The sequence below is a fragment of the Geobacter sp. genome, from assembly GCA_009684525.1.
Classification (GTDB): domain Bacteria; phylum Desulfobacterota; class Desulfuromonadia; order Geobacterales; family DSM-12255; genus Geoanaerobacter.
The window spans coordinates 334,048-358,189 of the sequence record WKKR01000001.1 but is presented as its reverse complement, the minus strand read 5'-3'; the positions used below and the strand labels follow the sequence as shown (position 1 = coordinate 358,189).

The following is a 24,142-nucleotide window of genomic DNA, read 5'->3' as shown; positions in this document are numbered from 1 at the left end:
GCGTACAAAAAAAGGGAACGCCGGCATCGGCATTCCCTTTTTCATCTGCAGTGTAAAGACTGCCCCGTGCCTAGGGGAGTTCGTTCAGGTCTTTCAGTATCTCGTTAACGTCAAGGCCATGGGCGGAGCAGCCCTGTTCCAGGGTCTCGTTCTGGGCACCCATGCAGCCGATACACCCCAGGTTGTACTTGCGCAGCACCTTGGCTACTTCGGGGCTTGCCTGAAGGGCCTGGGCAAAGGTCATGTCCTTGTTGAACCGCTCACTCATCTCAGTACCTCTCTCTTGAAATCGTTACCGCGGAAGGGAAAACCCTAAAAAGGCCCCCTGCACGTGGCGGACTACTCGTATTTGATATCGATGATCTCGTATTCCTTGAGTCCTGCCGGAACCTTGACCTTGACCGTATCATCCAGTTTGTGGCCGATGAGCGCCTTGCCGACCGGCGAGGTACAGGACATCTTCCCCAACTTGATATCAGCCTCGTCCTCGCCGACGATCCGGTAGGTCACCTCTTCCTCGGTTGCCGTATCGTAAAGGGTCACAGTGGCACCGAACACCACCTTGTCCGGTTTCAGATTCGTGAGATCGACCACGTAGGCCCTGGCCAGTTTGTCCTGCAGTTCCTGGATCCGACCCTCGATAAAGCTCTGACGGTTCTTGGCGGCGTCGTACTCGGCGTTCTCGGAGAGATCGCCGTGGCCGCGGGCCTCGGCGATATCCTGGATGACACGCGGACGCTCCTCGCGGATCAGGCGCTTCAGCTCCTCCTGCAGTGACTCGAAACTCTCTTTGGTCATGGGTACCGAATGGGACATGAAACAACAACTCCTTTGAAAACCGCCGGGGCAGCCAGTATATGAGGCCGCCCCGGTCGAAATGTCTCTCGATTATGAATGGCCTGCTAGCGCAGATACTCCTGCAGCGGTTTTACGTCCAGCTCCTCCTGCATGATGGCGAGGATACCGTCGACCGCCGCCCGCGCACCAGAAACGGTAGTGAAATAGGTGACATTGTGCATAAGGGCATTGCGCCGGATGGAAAAGGAATCCGCAACAGCCTGGGCACCCTGGGTGGTGTTGATCACCATGGCGATCTCGCCGTTCTTGATGGAATCGACGATATGCGGCCGCCCTTCCAGCACCTTGTTGATCACCCTGACCTTGACACCCTTTTCCTGCAGGAACGACGCGGTTCCACGGGTTGCAAGCAGCTGAAAGTTGGCATTATAGAGCTTTTGGGCTATGGAGACAACATGTTTTTTGTCCGCATCCCTGACGCTGATGAAGATGTTGCCGCTGGTGGGAAGCCTGACCCCTGCCCCGAGCTGGGCCTTGGCAAAGGCCTTGGCAAAGGTATCGTCGATCCCCATGACCTCGCCGGTCGATTTCATCTCGGGGCCGAGAATGGTGTCGACTCCCGGGAACTTGACAAAGGGGAAGACCGACTCCTTGACCGCCACGTGCCGCGGCTCGATATCGCCGGTGATCCCTTGCTCCTTCAGGCTTTTGCCGGCCATGATGCGGGCAGCGATCTTGGCCAGGGGGCGGCCGGTGGCCTTGGAGACGAACGGCGCGGTTCGCGAGGCCCGCGGGTTGACCTCAAGAATGAAGATGGTGCCGTCCTTGACGGCATACTGGACGTTCATCAACCCTTTGACGTTCAATTCAAGTGCCATGAGGGAGGTCTGGCGCTTGATCTCAGCCACGATCTCCCTTGAAATGGAATAGGGCGGCAGGCTGCAGGCGGAATCGCCGGAGTGGATACCAGCTTCCTCGATATGCTCCATGATGCCGCCGATGACCACGTCCGTGCCATCGCAGAGGGCATCCACGTCAATTTCGATCGCCTCGTCCAGGAACTTGTCGATCAGGATCGGGTGCTCGGGCGAGGCCTGGACCGCGGTAGTCATGTAGCGACGCAGCCCGTCCACGTCGTAGACGATCTCCATGGCCCGGCCGCCGAGGACATAGGAAGGACGGACCACCACCGGATAGCTGATCCGGTCGGCCACCTTTTCAGCTTCTTCAAAGGAGCGGGCAATGCCATTCTCCGGCTGCTTGAGGTCGAGCTTGTGCAGCATCTGCTGGAACCGTTCCCGGTCCTCGGCCCGGTCGATGGCATCCGGCGAGGTGCCGATGATCGGAACCCCTGCCTTCTCCAGCGGCACGGCCAGCTTGAGCGGTGTCTGGCCGCCAAACTGGACGATGACCCCGTCCGGCTTCTCGATATCGACAATGGAAAGGACATCCTCGTAGGTAAGCGGCTCGAAATAGAGCCGGTCGGAGGTGTCATAGTCGGTGGAGACCGTCTCGGGGTTGCAGTTGACCATGATGGTCTCGAAGCCGTCCTCTGCCAGTGCAAAGACGCCGTGAACGCAACAGTAGTCGAACTCGATCCCCTGGCCGATCCGGTTCGGTCCGCCGCCCAGGATCATGATCTTCTTCCGTGTGCTCACCTCTGCCTCGCACTCCTCCTCGTAGGTGGAATAGAGATAGGGAGTGTACGCGACAAACTCGGCGGCGCAGGTGTCGACCCTTTTGAAGACCGGCTTGATCCCCAGCGACAATCGAAGCTGCCTGACCTCCTCCTCGTTCATCTTCCAGAGGCTGCCAAGGAACTTGTCGGAGAAGCCGTAACGCTTTGCGTCACGGATGATGCCGTGCAGATTATCCTTGTCCTCAACCTCGACCTTAACCTGCTTCAGCTTCTCCTCCATCTCGATGATCTGGCGGATGTTGTGGAGAAACCAGGGGTCGATGGCAGTGATCCCGAAGATATCCTCCACACTCATGCCGCTGCGGAAGGCATCGCCCAAATACCAGAGCCGCTCCCAGTTTGGAGTGCGGAGCTTGTCGTTGATGAGCTGCTGCTCCTTGGTAGAGAGCGCCCGGCGAGTTTCGTCGGTGATGTCGTACATCCGAGACTCCAGCCCGCAAGAGCCGATCTCCAAAGAGCGGAGCGCCTTCTGAAAAGACTCCTTGAAGGTCCTGCCGATGGCCATGACCTCACCCACCGATTTCATCTGGGTGGTGAGGGTGGCGTCGGCGGCCGGGAATTTCTCGAAGGTAAAACGGGGAATTTTGGTCACCACGTAGTCGATGGTCGGCTCGAAGCAGGCCGGAGTCTCCCGGGTGATGTCGTTGGTGATCTCGTCGAGCCGGTATCCGACGGCCAGCTTGGCCGCGATCTTGGCAATGGGGAAACCGGTAGCCTTTGATGCCAGCGCCGAGGAACGGGAGACACGGGGATTCATCTCGATGACCACCAGTCGGCCGTCCCGGGGATTGATGCCGAACTGGATGTTGGAGCCGCCGGTATCGACGCCGATCTCGCGGATGATCTTCAGCGAGGCGTCGCGCAGGATCTGGTACTCCTTGTCGGTGAGGGTCTGGGCCGGGGCCACGGTGATGGAGTCGCCGGTATGGACCCCCATCGGGTCGAAGTTTTCGATGGAGCAGATGATCACCACGTTGTCGGCGGTGTCGCGCATCACCTCCAGCTCATACTCCTTCCAGCCGATGACCGACTCCTCCACCAGGATCTCGTCCGTGGGAGAGGCATCGATGCCGGCGATGGCCATCTTCTCGTACTCTTCCATGTTGTAGGCTATCCCGCCGCCGGTGCCGCCAAGGGTGTAGGAAGGGCGGATGATGGCCGGGAAGCCGACGAGCTTCACCACCTCCATCGCCTCCTGGTAGTTGTGGGCGAACCCGGAGCGGGGCACGGCCAGGCCGATCTTCTCCATGGCAGCCTTGAACAGGGTGCGGTCTTCGGCCTTCTTGATGGCAGGCAGCTTGGCGCCGATTAGTTCGACCCCGAACTTCTCCAGTACCCCCATCTCCGCTACCGCAACCGCGGTATTGAGGGCAGTCTGCCCCCCCAGGGTCGGCAGGATCGCGTCGGGACGCTCCTTTTCGATGATCTTGGCCAGGATCTCCTGGGTCACCGGCTCCACGTAGGTCCGGTCGGCAAAATCAGGGTCGGTCATGATGGTGGCCGGGTTGCTGTTCAAGAGCACCACCTCGAACCCCTCCTCCTTCAGCGCCTTGCAGGCCTGGGTTCCGGAGTAGTCGAACTCGCACGCCTGGCCGATGATGATCGGGCCGGCGCCGATGATGAGGATCTTATGGATATCCGTTCGTTTTGGCATTGCTGCTCCTTGTGCTATCTGAAAATAAAGAATACCGCTCCGGCAAGACAGACGCCGGCCCAGAGATAATCGAGCTTCAACGGGGTCCCCATGTAGAAGACCGCAAAGGGGATAAAGACGCTGAGGGTAATGACCTCCTGGATGATCTTCAACTGGGCCAGGGAAAACCTGCCGTAACCGATCCGGTTCGCCGGCACCTGTACCAGGTATTCGAAGAAGGCGATCCCCCAGGAGACCAGGACGGCTATCATCCAGTGCCTGGTCCGCAGGTTGCGCAGGTGGGCGTACCAGGCAAAGGTCATGAAGATGTTGGAGATAACCAGGAGCACCACCGTCCTCATACGGGAAGCCGCTCCTCGTCCAACTCCTGAACCCAGCCGTTTTCCAGCCCCGCCTCTTCCAGTGCCTCTACGGCCGCATCGTATTCTTCAACGGTAATGGGCCGATCTATGCCAGCCGTCTCCCTCGCTTTGTGGGCCGGGAAGTACTGGCTCATCAACGCCAGGTGGGTCTCGCTCCCCAGGTGGTCGGCAATCCAGCGCAGCGTCTCCCGGCTGCCTGCCCTGCCACCGGGAAGCACCAGATGGCGGATGATCAGACCCTGCAGAGCAATCCCGTCGACATCGACCCGCAGGTGACCGACCTGTCGGAGCATCTCCGCTACTGCCGCACGATTGATCTCCGGGTAGCCGGGTGCCCCGGAGAGTTTCAGTGCCTCGTCATCGTCGCTGTATTTCATATCCGGAAGGTAGATATCCACCACTCCGTCAAGCAGTTGCAGAGCACTGACCAGTTCATAGCCGCTGGAGTTCCAGACCAGCGGCAGGTTGAACCCCTGCGGCAGCGCCAGGTAAAGGGCGGCCAGGATCTGGGGCAGAAAATGGGTCGGCGTGACGACGTTGATGTTGTGCGCCCCCTGGCGCTGCAGGCGGAGCAACTTTCCGGCCAGTTCCCGCGTGGTCAGCTCCGTGCCGCTTCCCAGCTGGCTGATGGGAAAGTTCTGGCAGAAGCGGCAGGCCAGGGTGCAGCCTGAAAAGAAGATCGTCCCCGACCCCCTGGTCCCGGAGATGGGGGGTTCCTCCCCCCGATGCAGGTTGGCTGAGGCGATCCGCGGCAAAAGCCCTGCTCCGCACTTCCCCCGCTCTCCCCGCATCCGGTCCACGCCACACCGGTGCGGGCAGAGGTCGCAGGCCCGCAGGCGACTGTAGGCGGCCCTGACCCGAAGACGCAGCTCACCTGTCTCGAAAAGAACCTGATAACGTGCCATATACATTCCGGGTGTCGATTTTTCGCAAGGTCAAGGCGCCCAAGGGGATCGGCGGAGGCGTAGCAGCGCTACGCCGCACAACGAATTCCCGCCGGGCAACGCAGAGATTGCGGAAAAGCGGCAGCCGTTATCTGTGCTGCTCCATCAGTTCCACGAACCGCGCAAACAGATACTGCGAATCATGCGGTCCCGGCGATGCCTCGGGGTGATGCTGCACCGAGAAGATCGGCAGGGTCTTGTGCCGGATACCTTCCACGGTCTGGTCGTTCAGGTTCTGGTGGCCCAGTTCGCAGACCTCTGCCACCGAGTCGAGATCGACACAGAAGCCATGGTTCTGGGCCGTGATCTCCACCTTGCCGGTCGACGCATCCATCACCGGCAGATTGGAGCCGTGGTTGCCGAAAGGGAGTTTGACGGTCTTGCCATCCAGCGCCAGGCCCATGAGCTGGTGGCCGAGGCAGATGCCGAAGATCGGCTTCTTGCCGATGAATTTCCGAATAATTTCCTGCACCTGCACCAGCGGTTCGGGGTCGCCCGGACCATTGGAGAGGAAGATGCCGTCCGGGTTCATGGCCAGAGCCTCTTCCGCCGGGAACGAGGCAGGAACCACGGTCACGTCGCACCCGGCCGAGACCAGGCAGCGCAGGATGTTGTATTTGATGCCGAAATCGTAGGCAACGACCTTATACTTCAGCTCCTCTGCCGTCGCCTGAGTATAGCCAACTCCCAGTTCCCAGAGCTTTTCGCTCCAGTGATACGGCTTGTCGCAGGTCACGCCGCTGGCCAGGTCGAGCCCGGCCATGGAGGGGACAGCCCGGAGTTTATGCGCCAGGCTCGCCGGATCGAAGTCGACGGTGGAGATGATGCCGTTCTGCGCCCCCTTGTCCCGCAGGTGCCGGGTGAGCGCACGGGTATCGATCCCCTGGATCCCAACCACCCCGTTTTCCTTCAGGTAGGCATCGAGGCTCATGGTGGCCCGCCAGTTGGAATACTGCTCGAAGTATTCCCTGACGATGAACCCGGAGAGAAAAAGCTGGGAGCTCTCGATATCTTCCGGGTTGATGCCGGTGTTGCCGATCTGGGTATAGGTCATGGTGACCATCTGCCCCTTGTAGGAAGGATCGGTCAACACCTCCTGGTAGCCGGTCATGGCGGTATTGAAGACCACCTCGCCGGTTGCTTCACCGGTCGCACCGAATGATTTTCCCACAAACATGCGCCCGTCAGTGAGCGCCAGTACTGCTTTCATGAACATGCTCCCATGTATCGATTATCGTCAATCTCGTTTGAACACGACTTTCCCGGCGACGATGGTGTACGCCGCGGCCCCCTTCATCTCTTGTCCGATGAACGGTGAGTTTTTCGACTTGGAGACGATCTGCGCCTCCTCGACCGTCCAGGTGGCGTTGGGGTCGATCACGGTGATGTCCGCCGGCGCTCCGGACTTGAGAGTGCCGCGATCAAGGCCGAGTATTCTGGCCGGGTTAACCGCCATTTTCTCCACCAGTTGCAAAAGTGTCAGCACCTTGTCCTCAACCAGCTTGAGCGACAGGGGGAGCGAGGTCTCCAGGCCGATGATGCCGTTCATGGCCAGGTTGAATTCGATCTCCTTCTCGTCCAGGTGATGGGGGGCATGGTCGGTGGCAATGGCGTCGATGGTGCCGTCTTTCAGCCCTTCCTTGATGGCTGCCTGGTCCTCTGCGGACCTGAGCGGCGGGTTCATCTTGGCATTGGTGTTGTAACCCCGCACGGCATCGTCGGTGAGGGAAAAGTAATGGGGTGCGGTCTCGCAGGTGACCCGGACCCCACGGGCCTTGGCGTTGCGGATGACCCGGACGGAGCCCTTGGTGGAAACATGGGCAATGTGGACGGGCGAATTGGTGAACTCGGCAAGGTAGACGTCGCGGGCGATCGCCACATCCTCGGCAGCCCACGGGATCCCCTTCAGCCCGAGTTCAGTGGCGACGAACCCCTCGTTCATCACCCCTTCGCCCACGAGGGCCTTTTCCTCGGCATGGGAGATGACCATGATCCCCATCCCCCTGGCGTACTCCAGGGCGCGGCGCATCAGTTCGGCATTGGCAACCGGATGACCGTCGTCGGAAACCGCCACGCATCCCGCTTCCTTCAGTTCGCCCATCTCGGCGAGGCTTTCACCCTTGCTCCCCTTGGTAATGGAACCGATGGGGAAGACATTGACCGCCCCTTCGGCCTTGGCCTTGGCAACGATGTAGGTGGTGATCGCCTTGTTGTCGTTCACCGGGCTGGTGTTGGGCATGCAGACCACCGAGGTGAAGCCGCCGGCAGCTGCCGCACGGGTTCCGGAGGCGATATCCTCCTTGTATTCCAGCCCCGGGTCGCGCAGGTGGACATGCATGTCGATGAGCCCCGGCGTGACATAACACCCCCTGGCATCGATGATGTCAGCCCCTGCAGGGACCTTCAGACCCTTCCCCATCTCCTTGATCACTCCCTGTTCCACCAGGATGTCGAGGGTATCGTCGATATTCTGTGTCGGGTCGATGACCCGGCCGCCCTGTATCAGCAGATTCATATGATCACCCCTATTGAATTAGGTTTCCGTTCGCTTCACTCACAGCAGTCTCAACCTGCCTCATCTCACTCCGTGGCAAGTTCGCCGCCGCTCACATGATACAGCATCGCCATCCGCACGGCCACGCCGTTTTCCACCTGCTTGAGGATATGGGACTGGTCGCAGTCGGCCACGTAGGACGACAGTTCCACCCCGCGGTTGATCGGGCCGGGATGCATGACCATGGCGTCCTTCTTGGCCAGCTTGAGGTTTTCCGGGTTGAGCCCGAAATAGCGGGAATATTCCTTCATGGTCGGCAGCAGGGTCTTGCCCTGGCGCTCCAGCTGGATCCGGAGCATCATCACCACATCGGCGCCGTCGATCGCCTCGCGCATGGTGTCGCAAACCTTCACGTTGCCGAGTTGCTCGGCACCGGGCGGGATCATGGTCGGCGGCCCGGCGAGAAAGACCGTGGACCCCATCTTGGTGAGCCCCTGGATATCGGAACGGGCCACCCGGCTGTGGGTCACGTCACCGACGATGGCCACCTTGAGCCCTTCGAGGGTGCCGAATTTGTCCCTGATGGTCAGCATGTCCAGAAGCCCCTGGGAGGGGTGCTCGTGGGCACCGTCACCGGCATTGATGATGGAGCAGGGGAGACGCTGGGCGAGGAAATAGTGCGACCCGGATATGGCGTGCCGCATGACGATGATATCGGGTTTCATGGCCATCAGGTTCTTGGCCGTGTCCAGAAGGGTCTCCCCCTTGGTGGCCGAGCTGGTGGAGGGAGAGATATTCACGGCATCGGCTGAGAGCCGCTTGGCGGCAATCTCGAAGGAGGTACGGGTCCGGGTCGATGCCTCGTAGAAGAGGTTGATGATGGTCTTGCCGCGCAGGGTCGGTACCTTCTTGATGTCGCGGCTGTTGATCTCCCGCATGTTCTCGGCTGTGTCCAGAAGCAGCAGGATCTCTTCCTTGGTCAGGTCTCGCAGGGCTATGATGTCTTTGTGCTTGAATCCCATCCTTCCCTCCCCTATTTCTGTAGAACAACGTCAGTTGGTCTGTTATCGGCGTCGAACTGCACCTGGATGCTCTCCTTGAGGCTGGTCGGCACGTTGCGCCCGACAAAGTCGGCCCTGATCGGCAGTTCGCGGTGGCCCCGATCGATCAGGACCGCCAGCTGGATGCAGGTCGGCCGGCCATGGTCCATGAGGGCATCCATGGCTGCGCGGATGGTCCGTCCGGTGTAGAGGACATCGTCCACCAGCACCACCCGGCGCCCTTCCAGCGTGAACGGGATATGGGTCTTCCCCACCGGCAGGTGCGCGGCATGCCCCTTGATATCGTCGCGATAGAGGGTGATGTCGACCTCACCCACCGGTACCGCCTCCCCCTCGATCTCTTCGAGCCTGCGGGCTATCTCGCGGGCAATGTGCACCCCGCCGGTCCTGATCCCTACCAGTACCAGTTCCCCTACTCCCTTGTTGCGCTCCAGGATTTCGTGTGCGATACGGGTCAACGCACGACGCGTCCCGGTTCCATCGAGAATAACCGTTGTTTCTTCAGCCACGATGCCCCCCTTTCTTCCAGTATCCAGCGAAACAGATCAGATCGACAGGCGCAAAAAAGGCCCTTCCACCAGAAAAGGTAGAAAGGCCCTGGAATGATACGGACATAACTGTCGAATTATCCACAAGTGCCACCTTTTCTAACCTCGCAGGGTTAAATTAAAAAGGGCCGTACTGATTCGCGAGGCAAAATACCATGTCCGATCTTCTGAGTCAAGGGAGTTTTACCCTGCTGCTCCATGTATTCGCCGAGCAAAAAAGGGGTTTGATGAACCCTCCCTCATAAGCATCTCTTATTCATGATACAGGGAGATCTCGTCGAGCCTAGCTGTTTTTGCGGCATATTCCCCTGATTTTGTCCATTTACACATCAAAATCATATTACTGACTTTCATTTGATTGTCTTCATCAATCTACCTTACACTTTTGACTAACGGGCAAACGATCGATGCAGTCAGAGGCAAGAATCACGCAAGGAAAGTCGTCTTTACTGAACGAAAGGAAACGTGCGCGGAAAGGGGAGCATACGCTAACACCCCGCAATCACGCAAGGAGGCAGCAATGAGCAACACACGAAGTTGGTTCGGAATCATCGGATTTGTCTTAGCACTATTATGTATCACAGCCAGCCCCGGATCAGCGGCCAACGGCACGCTTGCCGGCAAGATCACCATCTCGGGAACGTCGACATCCATCAAGGGAGCAACGGTAACCGCCGTTGCAACAACAGGAACGTATTCGGGGACATCCTCCAATTCGGGAACCTATAGCATCTCCCTGGCTCCGGCCACCTACTCGGTTACCTGTGTAGCAGCAGGCTATCAAACCGCGACCTCCACTGCAACCATCAAAAGCGGCGTCAAAACGACACTGAATTTCGCGCTCGTCAAAATTACGGGAGTCACCGGCACCGTAAACGGCAAAGTAACCAACAGCACCACTGGTGCATCGCTTGCCGATGCCGCGGTCAACCTCTCTCCTGGTGGCTACTCTGCCGTCACCAGCAGCACCGGGACCTATACCCTGGCCAATGTCATGGCCGGTACCTACACCCGGACGATCTCCAAAGCAGGGTTCTCCACCGCCAGCTCGCAGGTAACGGTATCTGCGGGAACCACCACGACGAGCAATGCAGCTCTGACACCACTTACGGTCGCCATCACCTCGCTGACCGCCACGCCAGCCACCCTTGTCGAAGCAGAAGCCGGAAGCGTCACCCTTACATCGGCTGTAACCGGAACGGTCTCCTCGTATCAATGGTCACAAGTCAAGGGGCCGAAGGTTCCTCTCACCGCAACGAGTGCTTCTGGCGCAACTGCCGATATCAGCAATCTCAGCATCGCCGTTGACACGGAACTGGTCTTCCGTCTTAGTGTCACCGGCACCAATCAGGCTGCTACTGTCAAAGATGTCAGCGTCTTTGTCCAGTCAAGCGACATGGTACCCATCCTGGGGGACAACATCCAGATCGGCGGAGCGACAACTGCCGTCAAGAAATTCAACTACAGCGGCAGCGAATGGGCCATTTTCAACATCGGCAGCAGACTCTGCGTGACCCCCATCGGCCCCACCAAAGGGCAGGTCTACTCCATTTACGCACCCGGCTTCATCAATGACATCGACCTGGTCACGTACAACGGCCAGAACTATGCCCTGCTCTCGGCCGGGAGCTCCGGCATCGTCGTGGTGAACATAACGGTTCCCACCGCCATGGTCCAGGTCAGTAACGTGCATCTCAACTATTTCAAGGACAACATCACCTTTACCGAGGGTGGCGGCGATATCCTCACCGGCAATGAGATCAGCAGCATCCAGGCACCGGTAGCAGCCCTTGAAACCGACGGGATCACCCTCTACATTGCCGACAGCGAATTCGGCATCCATAAGACCGCACTGGCCAATCTTCTGGGAGCAACCGGTCCGGTACTGGAAGCAGACGGAACGCTCCTGGTCGAACTGGAAAAATACACCCTCCAGTTTGCAGGGGAAAACCCATGGGGAGGTCCCATCGACCTGAAACTTTATGGCGGCAAGCTGTTTGCCTGCATGAAGGAATTGGGGCTGGGGATCTTCGATCCATCGACTCTCGAACAGATCGGGCGATATAACCTCTATACCGACACAACGATGGTCGAAGACTGGTTCATCAACATGGATGTCAAACAGGCCGTGCAGAAAGATGCAACATCCGGTGAGACATTTACCGATGCCTTCACCGGCATGCCCGACTACCGCCAGACCAATTTCGAACTGGCGGAGGTCATGCGCAACGACGTGGTCGCCCCCACACCCTGGGCCGATTTCGAGCGGTACGGCAAGTTTTATTACAAGGCCCAGTCGGTCGATATTGCCGAATTCGGCAGCCGTACCATCGCCTATATCGCCTACTCCCTCGGCGGGCTTGTTGCCGTTGACATCACCGGATTCCAGTCGGCTACATCGGCTGCATTCCTTACCGGTACCTATCTCGGCTATGTACCGGCAGTTGCAGCCAACGGCCCTGACAAGATCACCGGAACCCAGTCGCAGAGCCTGCTCCCCTATTATGGGGCCGGCATGCTCAAGGAATCCGGCATCATCGACGTGAAGATCAACGGCAACTACGCCTACATGACCGATCACTTTGCCGGTCTCGTCATTGTCGACCATGCGAACATCCCCGAATCCGGATGGAAGGGAGAGAACGCCCCTTACAACAACGATACCGACGGGATTGCCGGCAATCATTTCCCGGATACGGAATTCATCACCTCCTACGACATGGCAGCCTACGATCCGCTGGATAACGAATCCATGCCCAAGTGGATGTACCAGGCACCATGCAAGCTGGTCACCACGGAGATCAACGGCCATGGCAACCGCCTCCTCCTAATGGACAACATGAACATCAATGCGGCAGGTAATGTGGACATCCTCGCCTGCTCCGGGGCTGGCGGCTTCAACTTCCTCGACATCATCAACCTGAATGCCTCTGCCATGTCCGATCGCTACGGCGTCTCCTCCTACTTCCCCACCACCGACGAGATCGGTGCGAAAGTGGACGGCACAGCGGGACAGACCATCTCCATCGGCCACTCCGCGGGCATAACCTCTTCCGACAAGTACATCTACCACTCCGACGGCCCCCACGGTATCTCCGCCTGGAAGATCGTCGACGACAACGGATACCCCACCGACAACATCCACCTGGTGGGAAACACCCTGCAGGACGAGTATCCTGAAGTCTACAACGGTGTGACCATCTACCCAGCCTCTCATGCCGCTAATGTCGTCTACGATCCTGTCATGAAAGTAGCGTGGGCCAACTGCTCCAGCATCGGACTGCGCCGTGTGAACGTATCCGGCGTGGAATCAGGCCTTGGTGCCATAGGCGCCCCCCTCCTGCTGCCGCTCAAACCGACCGACCTGTTCGAACACAACAGCGATGCAGGCAACGTCAAAGGGCTTCAGTACCAGGATCATTCCTATGACGTGGAGATCAGGGGCAATTACGCCTATACTGCTGACGGCAGCAACGGTCTTACCGTTTACGACACCACCAAGGACCCGTCGGTCGTGAACAGCGGCTTCGTAGTCGCCAACATAGGTGCGGGCAAAGACAAACCACCGCTGGGGACCGCCTCCGGCATCGCCCTCTGGACCAACCCTGCCGATGGCAAATCCTATGCCTTCATGGCAGCAGGACCCCGCGGCGTCGGTGTCGTGGAGATCACCGATGTCTACAACATGAAACTGGTCAAGGTGTTCGAACCGATCAAGATTGAGGAAGGCAAGGTAGGCGCAGCCGACGGCCAGGCCGTGGACGTGAAGGTCGTCGGTAATTACGCCTATTTCACTTACGACAGCTTCGGCGTTGTCTGCTACAACCTCGCCGATCTGATTGCTCCGCTTCCTGACGGTATCGACCCGACTGCCGTATGGGACAAGAATACCAGCGGCACGCTGATCTATGACTATCGCCCGGTGGCAACCAGCCGCTTCAAACTGCAACTGGTACCAGGTTATGAAGCATGGGCCGGTGGTGCCGTAAAGATGGACTACACCCGCGTCAATGGCAAACTCGTCTTCTATGTTGCCTTTGCAGAGGCTGGCGTGCTCAAGATCGACTGGACCGATCCGACGGCGCCAACCTTGAGCGGCATTGCTCCGACTGTTGGAGAGTGTTCCGCCGTTACCATCAGCAATGGCAGGCTTTACGTTGCCGATGGAACCGGTGGCATGTTGTTCTTCAAATAAGCAGAGTATGGAGGGGCGGGACAGCAGTCCCCCCCTCCAACTTCTTCCAAAGTGCCGGCTGGCTGCCGCCAACCGTCCCACCTGCAATCAAACGGAACACCACCCCTCGAAAATGCATCTTCAGCCATATCGCGTAATAGACACACTGCGTATGTCAAAAGTTGAATAATTTGTTATTTTGTTGATTTCATGATCAAATCAGACTTTCCCACCATCAGTCATTTTTCAATGTAACCACATCTCGCCATTTCACTGACGACTATCCCGTGAAATAACCATCGCAACACCCCTTGCCCTTGAGGCACAAACCATCGTTCTGTACATACACAAATAGAATATCCGATCACAACTTGCTGAAATGAGTGCTCGGGCAAGTCTTCAGAGAGGCAGTATGGGAATGGCCGCCCACCCAAAGGCACAACATTTGCTAATTAGACATTATTCACACTATATGCATACTGCCATTAGGCTGCAGATTCTCCAACGATGGCATCAGCCACCTCACCTCTCCCAGACTGCGCTGATGCCGTACCGTTCAAGGAGACGCAGTTATGTTACCAACTCTTCGCCCCAACTCCTCTCGAACTGCCAGAGCAACGGTACTGGTGCTGCTCTATACGCTTATCGCCATGAGTCCGTTAGCTCCAATCACCCTGCATACCTCCGTGATCGCCCATGCCGTCACTGGACAATGCACGGGCGATTGTGAGATTGACGGATGCGCACCGGAGAGACGCGCCAATCACACCTGCTGTTGCTGGCAAAAACGGATCGCAGCGGCGATACCCGTCTCAGAAACGATAAACGACTGCTGCTCTGAGGATCCGTCTCCTTCTACACCTGATAAAATGTCGTGTTGCCCCGATGACGCACAACCTGACGAACAGCCCTGCTGTACGTCCGATGAACTCCCCCAGTCACAACGGGATGTTGACGACAGATCACGCCCAAAAACGGTCTACAGGTGTGGTTGCCCATGCGACAACGGAACACAGCTATCGCTCACCTGTATCAGCAAAATCGACCTCGTGCCCTATCAATTCTGCGGCTTCTTTCCGACAGAACAGAATGACATCCATTACGGTGAACTTCCTGCCCGTCTACCATCACATACTGCCAACCCACCCACCCCGCCTCCAGAACATCACGTAGCTGCCTGAAACTTGCCTGGGTTTACCCGAGCACCGAGAATATTCCCCTTCAGGGCCGTTGTTTCGGCTGTACGCCATGTTGCACAGCCGGAACGTGCATGTGCCGTCAAATGCACGGTTGTGCACATGACGGGATATGTCCCCGAACGGACTATTCATCAACCGAGCTCTGACGGGAAGTCGAAACCCGTCTGGTTCTCACGGTAAGCGCAGCTATTTCTATGGTGCCATGTGACATGGGGGAAAGAATGAATACCCGCCTTTCAGGCGGATCAGGGAGAGGGTTGCAGAGATGAAAAGCGGAAACATAAAAAAATACATGACCGTACCGGAGGTTGCTCAGTACTTCAGCCTCTCTCGGTCCTATGTCTACGAACTGGTCCAGCTCGGACGGCTCAAGGCATGGCATCCCGACAGGGCCGTGGGTTCCCGCGGGCTGAGAGTTTCGGTTGAAAGTGTGCAGGTCTTCGAACAGGCAGGACTTCTTGACAACGAACAATAAAAACCGTCCACATCGCCGGTTATCGTATCTTCATCATATCACGATGGTGCCCTACAATGGGCACCATGTCCCTTTTCCGCAACAAACAACACCGCCTCAACAATAGTAGCCTTTCCGGCCAGATAATCCTTGCCGATGCCACTTCCGGTATCGACTGCAGGGATTATCCCGAAACGGTGCGGCACATTCGTGCCAGCTCCCACCAATCCCGCATGTACAATCTATTGCCACGAAAGGAGGATATCTGACCGTCGATCTACGCCCAATGCCCAAGCAATATTCTGATGCAGCTCTGAACATGTATGGGGGTTCTATGAAGAAAAAAAACATTTCGAGGTGGATTACCATTCTCCTCAGTCTTGTCGGCACCCTGCTCCTCACGGGCGTGTGCAGTTACGCGGCCAACGGAACGATGACGGGTAAGGTTACCATCTCAGGTTCCAAAACCGCAATTCCCGGAGCAACCATCAAAGCGGTTGCAAGTACCGGCACATACACGGCTACATCCACATCGACCGGCACCTACACCATGTCGCTGCCGCCGGCAACCTACACCGTAACCTGCAGTGCCACCGGGTACAACTCTGCGACCGCTTCCGCAGTCATCAAATCAGGAACACGTACCACCCTCAATTTCGCCCTGACCAGGGCAACGGTCACCACCGGCACCCTGACCGGGACCGTTACCAATGCGGGCGGAACCGCCATCGCCGGAGCGAGTATCGCCACCACGACCGGCGGCTACACCGCCACAACCGACTCGCTCGGCAAATACACCATCTCCAGCATAACTGCGGGAAGTTACACTGTAAAATGCACTGCCAGCGGTTATACAGTCCAGAGTAAGTCAGCCGCCATTACTGCCAATGCCACGACAACTCTCAATTTCAGCATGGTTTCTGCTAGCGCAGCCGTCAGCAACCTTACTGCTTCCCCGACCTCCTTTGCCGAACATGCAGCCACCACCGTTAATCTCGCAGCAACGATAAGCGGAACGATCGCGAGCTACCAGTGGAGTCAAGTGTCCGGACCAAAAGTGCCACTGACCGCCACCTCTGCCACCGCAGCCTCTGCATCTGTCAGTACCCTGGATGTAGCAGCCGAGAGCGATCTGGTCTTCCGCCTTACCGTGACCGGAACCGACGGCGTTCCTGCTTCCAGGGATGTAACAGTTGCCGTCCAACCGGTTGACATCTATCCCTTCCTTGGGCCAAATGTCCAGATCGGCGGCTCGACAACCGCAATCGCCAAGTTTACCTACGGCGGTGCCACCTGGAGCGCATTCAACGTCGGTAACGTCCTGAAGCTCACCCCGGTCGGAACAACCAAGGGAAGCGTCTACTCCGTTGTTCTTCCCGGATTTATCTTCGATATCGACGTGGTTACCTACAACAGCATCGTCTACGCCATCGTTTCCTGCGGGCCATCAGGCATCGCCGCAGTCGACATCACCAACCCGACACTCCCGACCCTGATCAGGACGCTTCCCGTCAACTACTATCAATCAGGTATCACCTTTACCGATACCGGCGGCACCATATGGCCCGACCAGGTCATCCAGAGCACCACTGCCCCCATCACTGCCACTGAAACCGACGGCACATCCCTCTGGATCGCAGATTACGGCTTCGGCATCCACAAGACCGCCCTGACAAACCTGATCAATGGCACGGTAGAAGCAGACGGCACCCTCCTGATCGATACGGAGCTCTACACCCTCCAGTATGCCGGCGAAAACCCCTGGGGCGGGCCGATCGGCATCAAGCTCGTCAACGACAAGCTCTATGCGAGCCTCGGCGCGCTTGGCATGAACATCTACAATGCCGCATCCCTTGCCTGGATCGGCCGCTACAACCTGTACACCGACTCTGCCAGAATCGAAGACTATTTCGGCGCCATGTCCATTACCCAGAGCGTCGGAATAGATACGACCACCAATGATCTCTACCTGGATGACTTCACCGGCATGCCCGATTACCGCCAGGTCCAGTATGAAATCCTCGTCGTCATGAAAGGCACTGGCAGCGGCCTTACTCCGTATGCCGACTTTGCCCGCAACGGTTTCTGGTACTACAAGGCACAGGATGTGGCCATTGCTGTCCAGGGCACACGTACCATCGCCTATATTGCCTATTCACTGGGCGGCGTGGTGGCGGTGGATGTTACCAATCCGGCTTCACCTTCCTATCTCGGCTACTTCCCAGCAGTACCGGTCAACGGACCGTATGAAACCGGCAGCACCCCTGCGAGCATCCTTCCCTACGAAGGGGCTGGGATGTTGAAAGAGTCTGGCGTAACCGGGGTGCGCGTTTCTGGTAACCAGGTCTTTTTGACCGACCACTTCGCCGGCCTGGTCATCCTCGATAACGCCGCAACGCCTGATCTGTCCTGGCATGGACCGACTCCACCTTACAGCAACAACACCAACAACGTGGCCAACGACAATGTCCCTGACTATGAGGACATTATCTCTTACGACATGAGCCCCTGGGACCCGCTCGACAACGAGTCGCTTCCGTGGGCTTTCTACCAGGCACCTTGTCTGCTGGCGACAGCAGAGTTGAACGGCCACGGCTACACCCTGCTCCTCAACGAGCCTCTGTCGCTTACCGCCGCCGGCAACATCGACGTGCTTGAAGCCTCCAGTGCCGGCGGGTTCGTCTTCGTCGACGTGAAAAGCCTCACCACAACGGCCATGAGCGATCGCTTCTCGATTCTCGTCTTCTTCCCCACCACCGACGAAATCGGCGCCGCCGTCGACGGTTCAGCCACCCAACCGATTTCCATCGGCAACGGTAACGGCATTTCGGCATCCGACAACTACCTCTACCTTTCCAACGGCCCCAAAGGGGTACTGGCCTTCAATCTGCTCGATGCTGCCGGATATCCCACGGACAGCGTTCATCTGGTGGCAAACACCCTCCAGGATGAGTACCCTGAAATTTACAACGGCGAAACCATCTATCCTGCCTCCCACACTGCCCGTAACGTCATCGACCTGTCGCGCGGTACCACTTGGGCTCAGTGCATAGGCAACGGCATGCGCGGCGTTCCCATCGATCAGGTAGAAGCAGGTATAGGCCAGGTCGGAGCACCGTTATTGATGAAACTGCAACGTAACGATATATTCGAGCACAACTCGGACTTCACCGTCAAATCCCTCCCCTTCCAGGACAAGGCGTACGACGTTGAGTTCCGCGGCAACTACGCCTATGTGGCCGACGGTCCCAATGGAATCACCATCTACGATGTCAGCAAAGATCCATCGACAGCCAACAGCGGCTTCTATGTGGCCAATATCGGCGCCAATAAGGGTGATCCGCTGCTCGGTACCGCTTCCGGCATCGAGTTGTGGCAAAATCCCGCTGACAGCAAGCTCTACGCCGTTGTAGCAGCCGGTCCGTACGGCATCGGCGTGGCTGATGTCACCGACATGACCAATATGAAGCTCATCAAGGTCTTCGAGCCGATAAAGATCGAAGACGGCGACATCGGCGTAGCCGATGGTCAGGCCATCGACGTCAAGGTAATCGGTGACAAGGCCTACCTCAGCTACGACTCATTCGGCGTGGTCTGCTATTCCTTAGCCGATCTGATCGCAGCAGTACCGGTGGGAGTCGATCCTACCGAGATATTCCTCAAAAACCTCGACGGCACAGTCGTCTATGATTACCGGCCTGCGGCACTGGGTCGTTTCGCACTGGACGAAACCGTTGGGTATGAAACCGTTGCAGGCGGAGCCGTCCGTATGAAGCACACCCTGCAGAACAACAAACTGAACCTGTACGTAGCGTATGGCGAGGCAGGTCTGCTCAAGATTGACTACACCAATCCGGCAGCACCTGTTCTCGTGTCCCGCACGGACACCGCAGCAGAAGCAACGGATGTTGCCCTCTCCAACGGTCGTCTGTATGTCTCCGACGGTTCCGGCGGAATGGTCTTCTTCAAGTAACGTTCGTATCACTCCGGCGGATAACGGCCCTGCAGGGATGCAGGGCCGTTATCCGGTTTGTGCTGCCCATAGAGATTCGATATCCTGGCAGGCTACTCTATCCGGAATCTCCTAAACACCATTTCATCATAATTAATTTGGCATGAATATTGTATAATTAACCCGGCCTAACCAATTCGTAGCCTTCTAAAAACACCAAATGGACACGAACTATTACCGAACAGAATTACAACAATTTCATGATCGAGTTAACACATGGATACACTCTATCTCAAAACGTTACTTGCAGTAATAGAAACCGGCAGCTTCTCCCGCGCTGCTGATTGCCTCTGTATCACCCAATCGGCAGTATCACAGCGGATCAAACTGATGGAGGGGAGATATGGTTATACCCTTCTCGACCGTTCAGGAGGTGTCATCGTCCCGACCATGGCGGGCGAACTGGTGCAGCAAAAGGCCAGAGTCATTATCGATCAGGAGAAGGAGCTTTTTGGCGCCCTAAAGATGCTTCCACTGAAGTGCAACATATCCTTTTGCTGCTCGCCCTGTTTTGCCACCCTGTTTCTTCCAAGAATTCTCCGTGAGCACATATTGCCGAAAAGTGACTCCCTGGACTTCAAGTGCCGGCATTCCACAACAGCAACCGCCTTACAAGGTTTGCGCGAAGCGGAGTACAACGTCATAGCCGTCGAGCATTTTAGCCCTCTCAGAACCGAGCCATTTAACGTAATACCCCTGCCAAATGACGAAGTAGTTTTTGTCAGCAACGCAAAATTGGGACTCAAAAGTGAGGAACTGGAACTGTCAAAGCTGTTGCGACATCAACTGGTGTTGAGAAAGGAAGGAGCAAATACCACCGAACAACTGGCAGCAAACCTTGCCCTGTTCGGCAAGACGATTGAAGATTTCAGGGGCGTCATCAATCTCGACGACCCAAACCTCATCAAGCAGACGGTACTGGCGGAACCATGCATTGCACATGTGTCTCGTTTGCTGGTAAACGATGAGATCGCCAATGGTTCGTTGCGGGCACACACGGTAAAAGGGTTCAACCACCAGCGATTCCGCTCCCTGGTTATCAGTCGAACCTCCCATGGTGACCGGCGCATGGACGATTTCATACAGGCCGTAGCGAAGACGGTCCAGCGGATTATGTCCCCGGTACGGCAAAAGGTAATCCCGTCACCCCATTGCCCATCGCTCATGAAACCAGCAGCCACCCATCGTGCGCCGGTTCTCTATCTCAAGAAATCCCACGAAATAGCATCCATCGCTCCGGACAGGTGCAATTCCTGCCCTTAATCATCCCCATTGTCGGACATATTTACAATAGTTGCTCAGCATATGGAAATATGATTATGTGATTTCGACAAGTTGCCGATTTATTGCGTATTCTACTGTCGGAATAATTTACAAAAAAAAATTTCAATTGCTGCCCAATCGATATAACCCAGTAATTTCAATATATTATATCATGGCACACGATTTGCTTTTTTGTAGAAAGACGATTATGGACGGGCAATTCAGTGAGGTTATGAAGTGGAGGCAACGTTATGAAACGTTCAATCTTGTCGGTTTTGGCATTTTGCACCCTGTTGACGGCAACATCGGCATCGGCACTGACACTGAGTGACGGTACCGATGTCGGCGCAAGGGATACCCTGAAAGCATCCACCTATCTGAGCAACTCCGGCGATGCTTATGAGCTTGCCTGGGTTAAGTCCATACTTGGCCCCGATGTTGACTGGGAGATCAAGTACGACGTTACCGAGAGTGTCTGGAAGCAGACCAAGGAAGAAGCGAGAACCTATGCGCTGGATCTTGCCAACTCTCCGGAGTACTTTCTGATCAAGACCGCAAATGGCTCGATTACCCATTTCCTGTTCGAAAACCAGGCAAGCCTGGATTGGGCTGTGCTGAATCTTGACGATAGTTTCGGCACTGACTACACCATCAAGAATATCGGCAAGTTAAGCCATGTCGTCGAATTCGACAACGCGACACCTGTCCCTGAACCGGGAACCTTTGTCCTCCTTGGCGCTGGTTTCCTCGGCCTGGCTGCTTTGGGACGTAGAAGAATCCGGAAGTAACCGGGAGAGCATTTACAGTCTGAGGGCCGCTTGATCAAGCGGCCCTTTTTTTCATACAGAATCTTGTTTTCTCCTCCACCCCGAACAGAGCCAATCGCGACCGTTGACGATCCCGGATACAAAAAAAGGCCGCCCACATCACGGGCGACCTTTTAGAGTTAACGGGGATCGACTGTGCTTATCAGTCGATCAGTTTGCCGATACTGCCGAACCTGATCCGGAAATTTTCCCGATCCCACGACCAGTATTTGATGAAAGCCAGACCTTTGATCTTGTCCATCTTGACGAAACCCCAGAAACGACTGTCATAGGAGCGATCCCGGTTGTCTCCCATGACAAAATATGAATTTTCCGGCACCTTGATAATCTTGGTATTGTCCCGCGGGTTCTGGCTGAAAGGGATGACCTCCTTTTCCTTGTGCACCTCATGGGGATTGTCGTACAGCTTGCCGTTAACGTAGACCCGTTTGTTGATCACCTGCACCTCGTCACCGGGCGTCCCGATGACCCGCTTGATGAAATCCTTGCTCGGATCTTCGGGGTACTCGAAAACGATCACGTCGCCACGGCGCGGATCTCGCAGCTTGATAATCCTCTTGTCCGTAAACGGTATCTTGGTACCGTAGATAAATTTGTTCACCAGAATATGGTCGCCGATTGCCAGGGTGTCTTCCATTGATCCCGATGGAATCTTGAACGCCTGAACGATAAAGGTTCGGATAATAAGAGCCAGGATGATGGCAATAACAATCGACTCGGCATACTCACGGACGATATGCTTCTTCTTTATTACCGGTTCCTGGCTTGAGTCATTGCGTGTTTGGTACGTGGTCTGTTCTCCCATGCTCTCCATTTCCTTTGTGAGCTATTTGTCCTCTACCTTGAGAATGGCCAAGAATGCCTCCTGGGGGAGTTCAACGTTCCCCACATTCTTCATCCGCTTTTTTCCTTCCTTCTGCTTTTCCAGAAGCTTGCGCTTGCGGGTGATATCACCGCCGTAACACTTGGCCAACACGTCCTTACGGAGCGCCTTGACCGTTTCGCGGGCAATGACCTTGTTGCCGATGGCCGCCTGGATCGCCACTTCGAACATCTGCCGGGGGATCAGCTCCTTCATCTTCGCCACCAGGTCACGGCCGCGGAAGTATGCCTTGTCCTTGTGAATGATGAGCGACAGCGCATCCACCACTTCACCGTTGATCATGATGTTCATCCGGACCAGATCGCTCTGGCGATAATCGAGATGCTCGTAATCCAGGGAAGCGTACCCCTTGGAAATCGATTTCAGCCGGTCGTAAAAATCAAGAACGATCTCGTTGAGCGGCATTTCGTAGATGATCATGACCCGGGACGGGGTAAGATACTTGATCTCCCGCTGCACGCCGCGCTTGTCCTCGCACAGGGCCAGGATACCACCGACGAATTCGTTGGGGACATGGATATGGGCCAGGATGAAGGGCTCCTCGAGGTAGTCCACGTGCTGCTGCTCGGGGAGCTGGTTGGCGCTTTCGATAGTGACCACTTCTCCGGTCACGCGGTGGACCCTGTAGACGACAGTGGGTGCCGTGGTGATGAGGTCGAGGCCGAATTCCCGTTCCAGGCGCTCCTGGATGATCTCCATGTGCAGAAGCCCGAGGAAGCCGCAACGGAAACCGAAACCGAGCGCTACCGACGTTTCCGGCTCATAGGAAAAGGACGAGTCGTTCAGCTTCAGTTTGGAGAGGGCATCGCGGAGCTGCTCATACTGGGACGTGTCGATCGGGTAAAGGCCGGAAAAGACCATCGGCTTTACCTCTTTGAACCCGGCCAGCGGTGCGGCACACTGACGATGCAGCAGGGTTACCGTATCGCCGACCTTTGCATCGGCCACGTCCTTGATACCTGCTATGACGAAACCGACCTCCCCGGCCGAGAGCTGGGGAACCTCTCGCATGACCGGCGCAAAAACACCGACCTTGAGCGCCTCATAAGCCCGGTTGGTCGACATGAGCTGGATCTTTTCGCCCTTTTTCAGGGTGCCGTCAAAGATCCGTACCAGGATAATCACCCCCTGGTACTGATCGTACCAGGAATCGAAGAGCAGCGCCTTGAGCGGTGCGTCCGGATTACCAGTGGGGGCAGGGATTTTCTTGACGATCTCTTCGAGGATCTCATGGGTACCGATCCCCTCCTTGGCACTGGCAAGAACTGCATCATGGGCATCGAGACCGATGATCTCCTCGATCTCATTGATGACCCGTTCCGGTTCCGCAGCAGGGAGGTCTATCTTGTTGAGAACCGGAAAGACCTCAAGATTGTTGTCCAGAGCAAGGTAGACGTTGGCCAGGGTCTGCGCCTCAACACCCTGGGAGGCGTCAACGACCAACAGGCCCCCTTCGCAGGCAGCCAGCGAACGGGAAACCTCGTAGGTAAAGTCCACATGGCCTGGGGTGTCGATCAGGTTGAGGATATAGTCGTTACCATCCTCAGCATGGTAGGTGAGCCTGACAGTCTGGGCCTTGATGGTGATGCCGCGTTCGCGTTCCAGGTCCATTTTATCAAGGAACTGATCCTGCTTTTCACGGTCTGAGAGCGCCCCGGTATACTCCAGCAGACGATCCGCCAGGGTTGATTTACCGTGATCTATGTGAGCGATGATGGAAAAATTGCGTATGCGGTTTATCGACATGGATACCTTGCAAGAAGAGTTGTA

16 protein-coding genes are annotated in these 24,142 nt (G+C 56.6%); 5 read left to right on the top strand and 11 right to left on the bottom strand.

Annotated features, from left to right (window positions below):
- Nucleotides 1–70: 70 nt before the first annotated feature.
- From GJT30_01625 to pyrR, 9 genes are all read right to left on the bottom strand, one after another.
- A complete protein-coding gene (locus GJT30_01625) occupies nt 71–268 on the bottom strand; it encodes a DUF1858 domain-containing protein (protein ID MSM38310.1) in 198 nt (65 codons plus the stop codon).
- A gap of 71 nt (nt 269–339) precedes the next feature.
- The gene (greA, locus tag GJT30_01620; GenBank protein MSM38309.1) at nt 340–816 is read right to left on the bottom strand and encodes a transcription elongation factor GreA; all 477 of its coding nucleotides are present in this window, start codon (nt 814–816) and stop codon (nt 340–342) included.
- Between the two features lie 86 nt (nt 817–902).
- A complete protein-coding gene (gene carB, locus GJT30_01615; protein ID MSM38308.1) occupies nt 903–4,151 on the bottom strand; it encodes a carbamoyl-phosphate synthase large subunit in 3,249 nt (1,082 codons plus the stop codon).
- A gap of 14 nt (nt 4,152–4,165) precedes the next feature.
- The gene (locus GJT30_01610) at nt 4,166–4,492 is read right to left on the bottom strand and encodes a hypothetical protein (GenBank protein MSM38307.1); all 327 of its coding nucleotides are present in this window, start codon (nt 4,490–4,492) and stop codon (nt 4,166–4,168) included.
- Entirely contained in the window at nt 4,489–5,424 is a 936-nt protein-coding gene (locus tag GJT30_01605) for a radical SAM protein (protein MSM38306.1), read from the bottom strand. The genes GJT30_01610 and GJT30_01605 overlap by 4 nt, the downstream gene beginning before the upstream one ends.
- A gap of 121 nt (nt 5,425–5,545) precedes the next feature.
- Nucleotides 5,546–6,667 carry a glutamine-hydrolyzing carbamoyl-phosphate synthase small subunit gene (gene carA, locus GJT30_01600; GenBank protein ID MSM38305.1) on the bottom strand — a complete coding sequence of 374 codons (1,122 nt, stop codon included), beginning with the start codon at nt 6,665–6,667 and terminating at the stop codon, nt 5,546–5,548.
- Between the two features lie 27 nt (nt 6,668–6,694).
- Nucleotides 6,695–7,972 (bottom strand): amidohydrolase family protein, encoded by a 1,278-nt coding sequence (locus tag GJT30_01595; GenBank protein MSM38304.1) that lies wholly within the window; start codon nt 7,970–7,972, stop codon nt 6,695–6,697.
- 65 nt (nt 7,973–8,037) lie between these two features.
- Nucleotides 8,038–8,973 (bottom strand): aspartate carbamoyltransferase catalytic subunit, encoded by a 936-nt coding sequence (locus tag GJT30_01590; GenBank protein ID MSM38303.1) that lies wholly within the window; start codon nt 8,971–8,973, stop codon nt 8,038–8,040.
- A gap of 11 nt (nt 8,974–8,984) precedes the next feature.
- Entirely contained in the window at nt 8,985–9,521 is a 537-nt protein-coding gene (gene pyrR / locus GJT30_01585) for a bifunctional pyr operon transcriptional regulator/uracil phosphoribosyltransferase PyrR (protein ID MSM38302.1), read from the bottom strand.
- Nucleotides 9,522–10,080: 559 nt separating this feature from the next.
- On the opposite strand from pyrR, the gene GJT30_01580 reads away from it, so the two are divergent.
- The 5 genes from GJT30_01580 to GJT30_01560 all read left to right on the top strand — a co-directional run bounded on the left by GJT30_01580 (nt 10,081) and on the right by GJT30_01560 (nt 21,450).
- Entirely contained in the window at nt 10,081–13,755 is a 3,675-nt protein-coding gene (locus tag GJT30_01580; protein MSM38301.1) for a hypothetical protein, read from the top strand.
- Between the two features lie 1,443 nt (nt 13,756–15,198).
- Entirely contained in the window at nt 15,199–15,408 is a 210-nt protein-coding gene (locus tag GJT30_01575; protein MSM38300.1) for a helix-turn-helix domain-containing protein, read from the top strand.
- 265 nt (nt 15,409–15,673) lie between these two features.
- Nucleotides 15,674–19,360 carry a hypothetical protein gene (locus tag GJT30_01570; GenBank protein MSM38299.1) on the top strand — a complete coding sequence of 1,229 codons (3,687 nt, stop codon included), beginning with the start codon at nt 15,674–15,676 and terminating at the stop codon, nt 19,358–19,360.
- 255 nt (nt 19,361–19,615) lie between these two features.
- Nucleotides 19,616–20,662, top strand: a complete 1,047-nt coding sequence (locus tag GJT30_01565; protein MSM38298.1) for a LysR family transcriptional regulator — start codon at nt 19,616–19,618, stop codon at nt 20,660–20,662.
- Nucleotides 20,663–20,913: 251 nt separating this feature from the next.
- Nucleotides 20,914–21,450 carry a PEP-CTERM sorting domain-containing protein gene (locus GJT30_01560; GenBank protein MSM38297.1) on the top strand — a complete coding sequence of 179 codons (537 nt, stop codon included), beginning with the start codon at nt 20,914–20,916 and terminating at the stop codon, nt 21,448–21,450.
- A gap of 181 nt (nt 21,451–21,631) precedes the next feature.
- Here GJT30_01560 and lepB read toward each other — a convergent pair whose 3' ends face one another.
- Both lepB and lepA read right to left on the bottom strand, forming a co-directional pair.
- Nucleotides 21,632–22,303 (bottom strand): signal peptidase I, encoded by a 672-nt coding sequence (gene lepB / locus GJT30_01555; GenBank protein MSM38296.1) that lies wholly within the window; start codon nt 22,301–22,303, stop codon nt 21,632–21,634.
- Between the two features lie 12 nt (nt 22,304–22,315).
- Nucleotides 22,316–24,118 (bottom strand): elongation factor 4, encoded by a 1,803-nt coding sequence (gene lepA / locus GJT30_01550; GenBank protein ID MSM38295.1) that lies wholly within the window; start codon nt 24,116–24,118, stop codon nt 22,316–22,318.
- Nucleotides 24,119–24,142 lie beyond the last annotated feature (24 nt).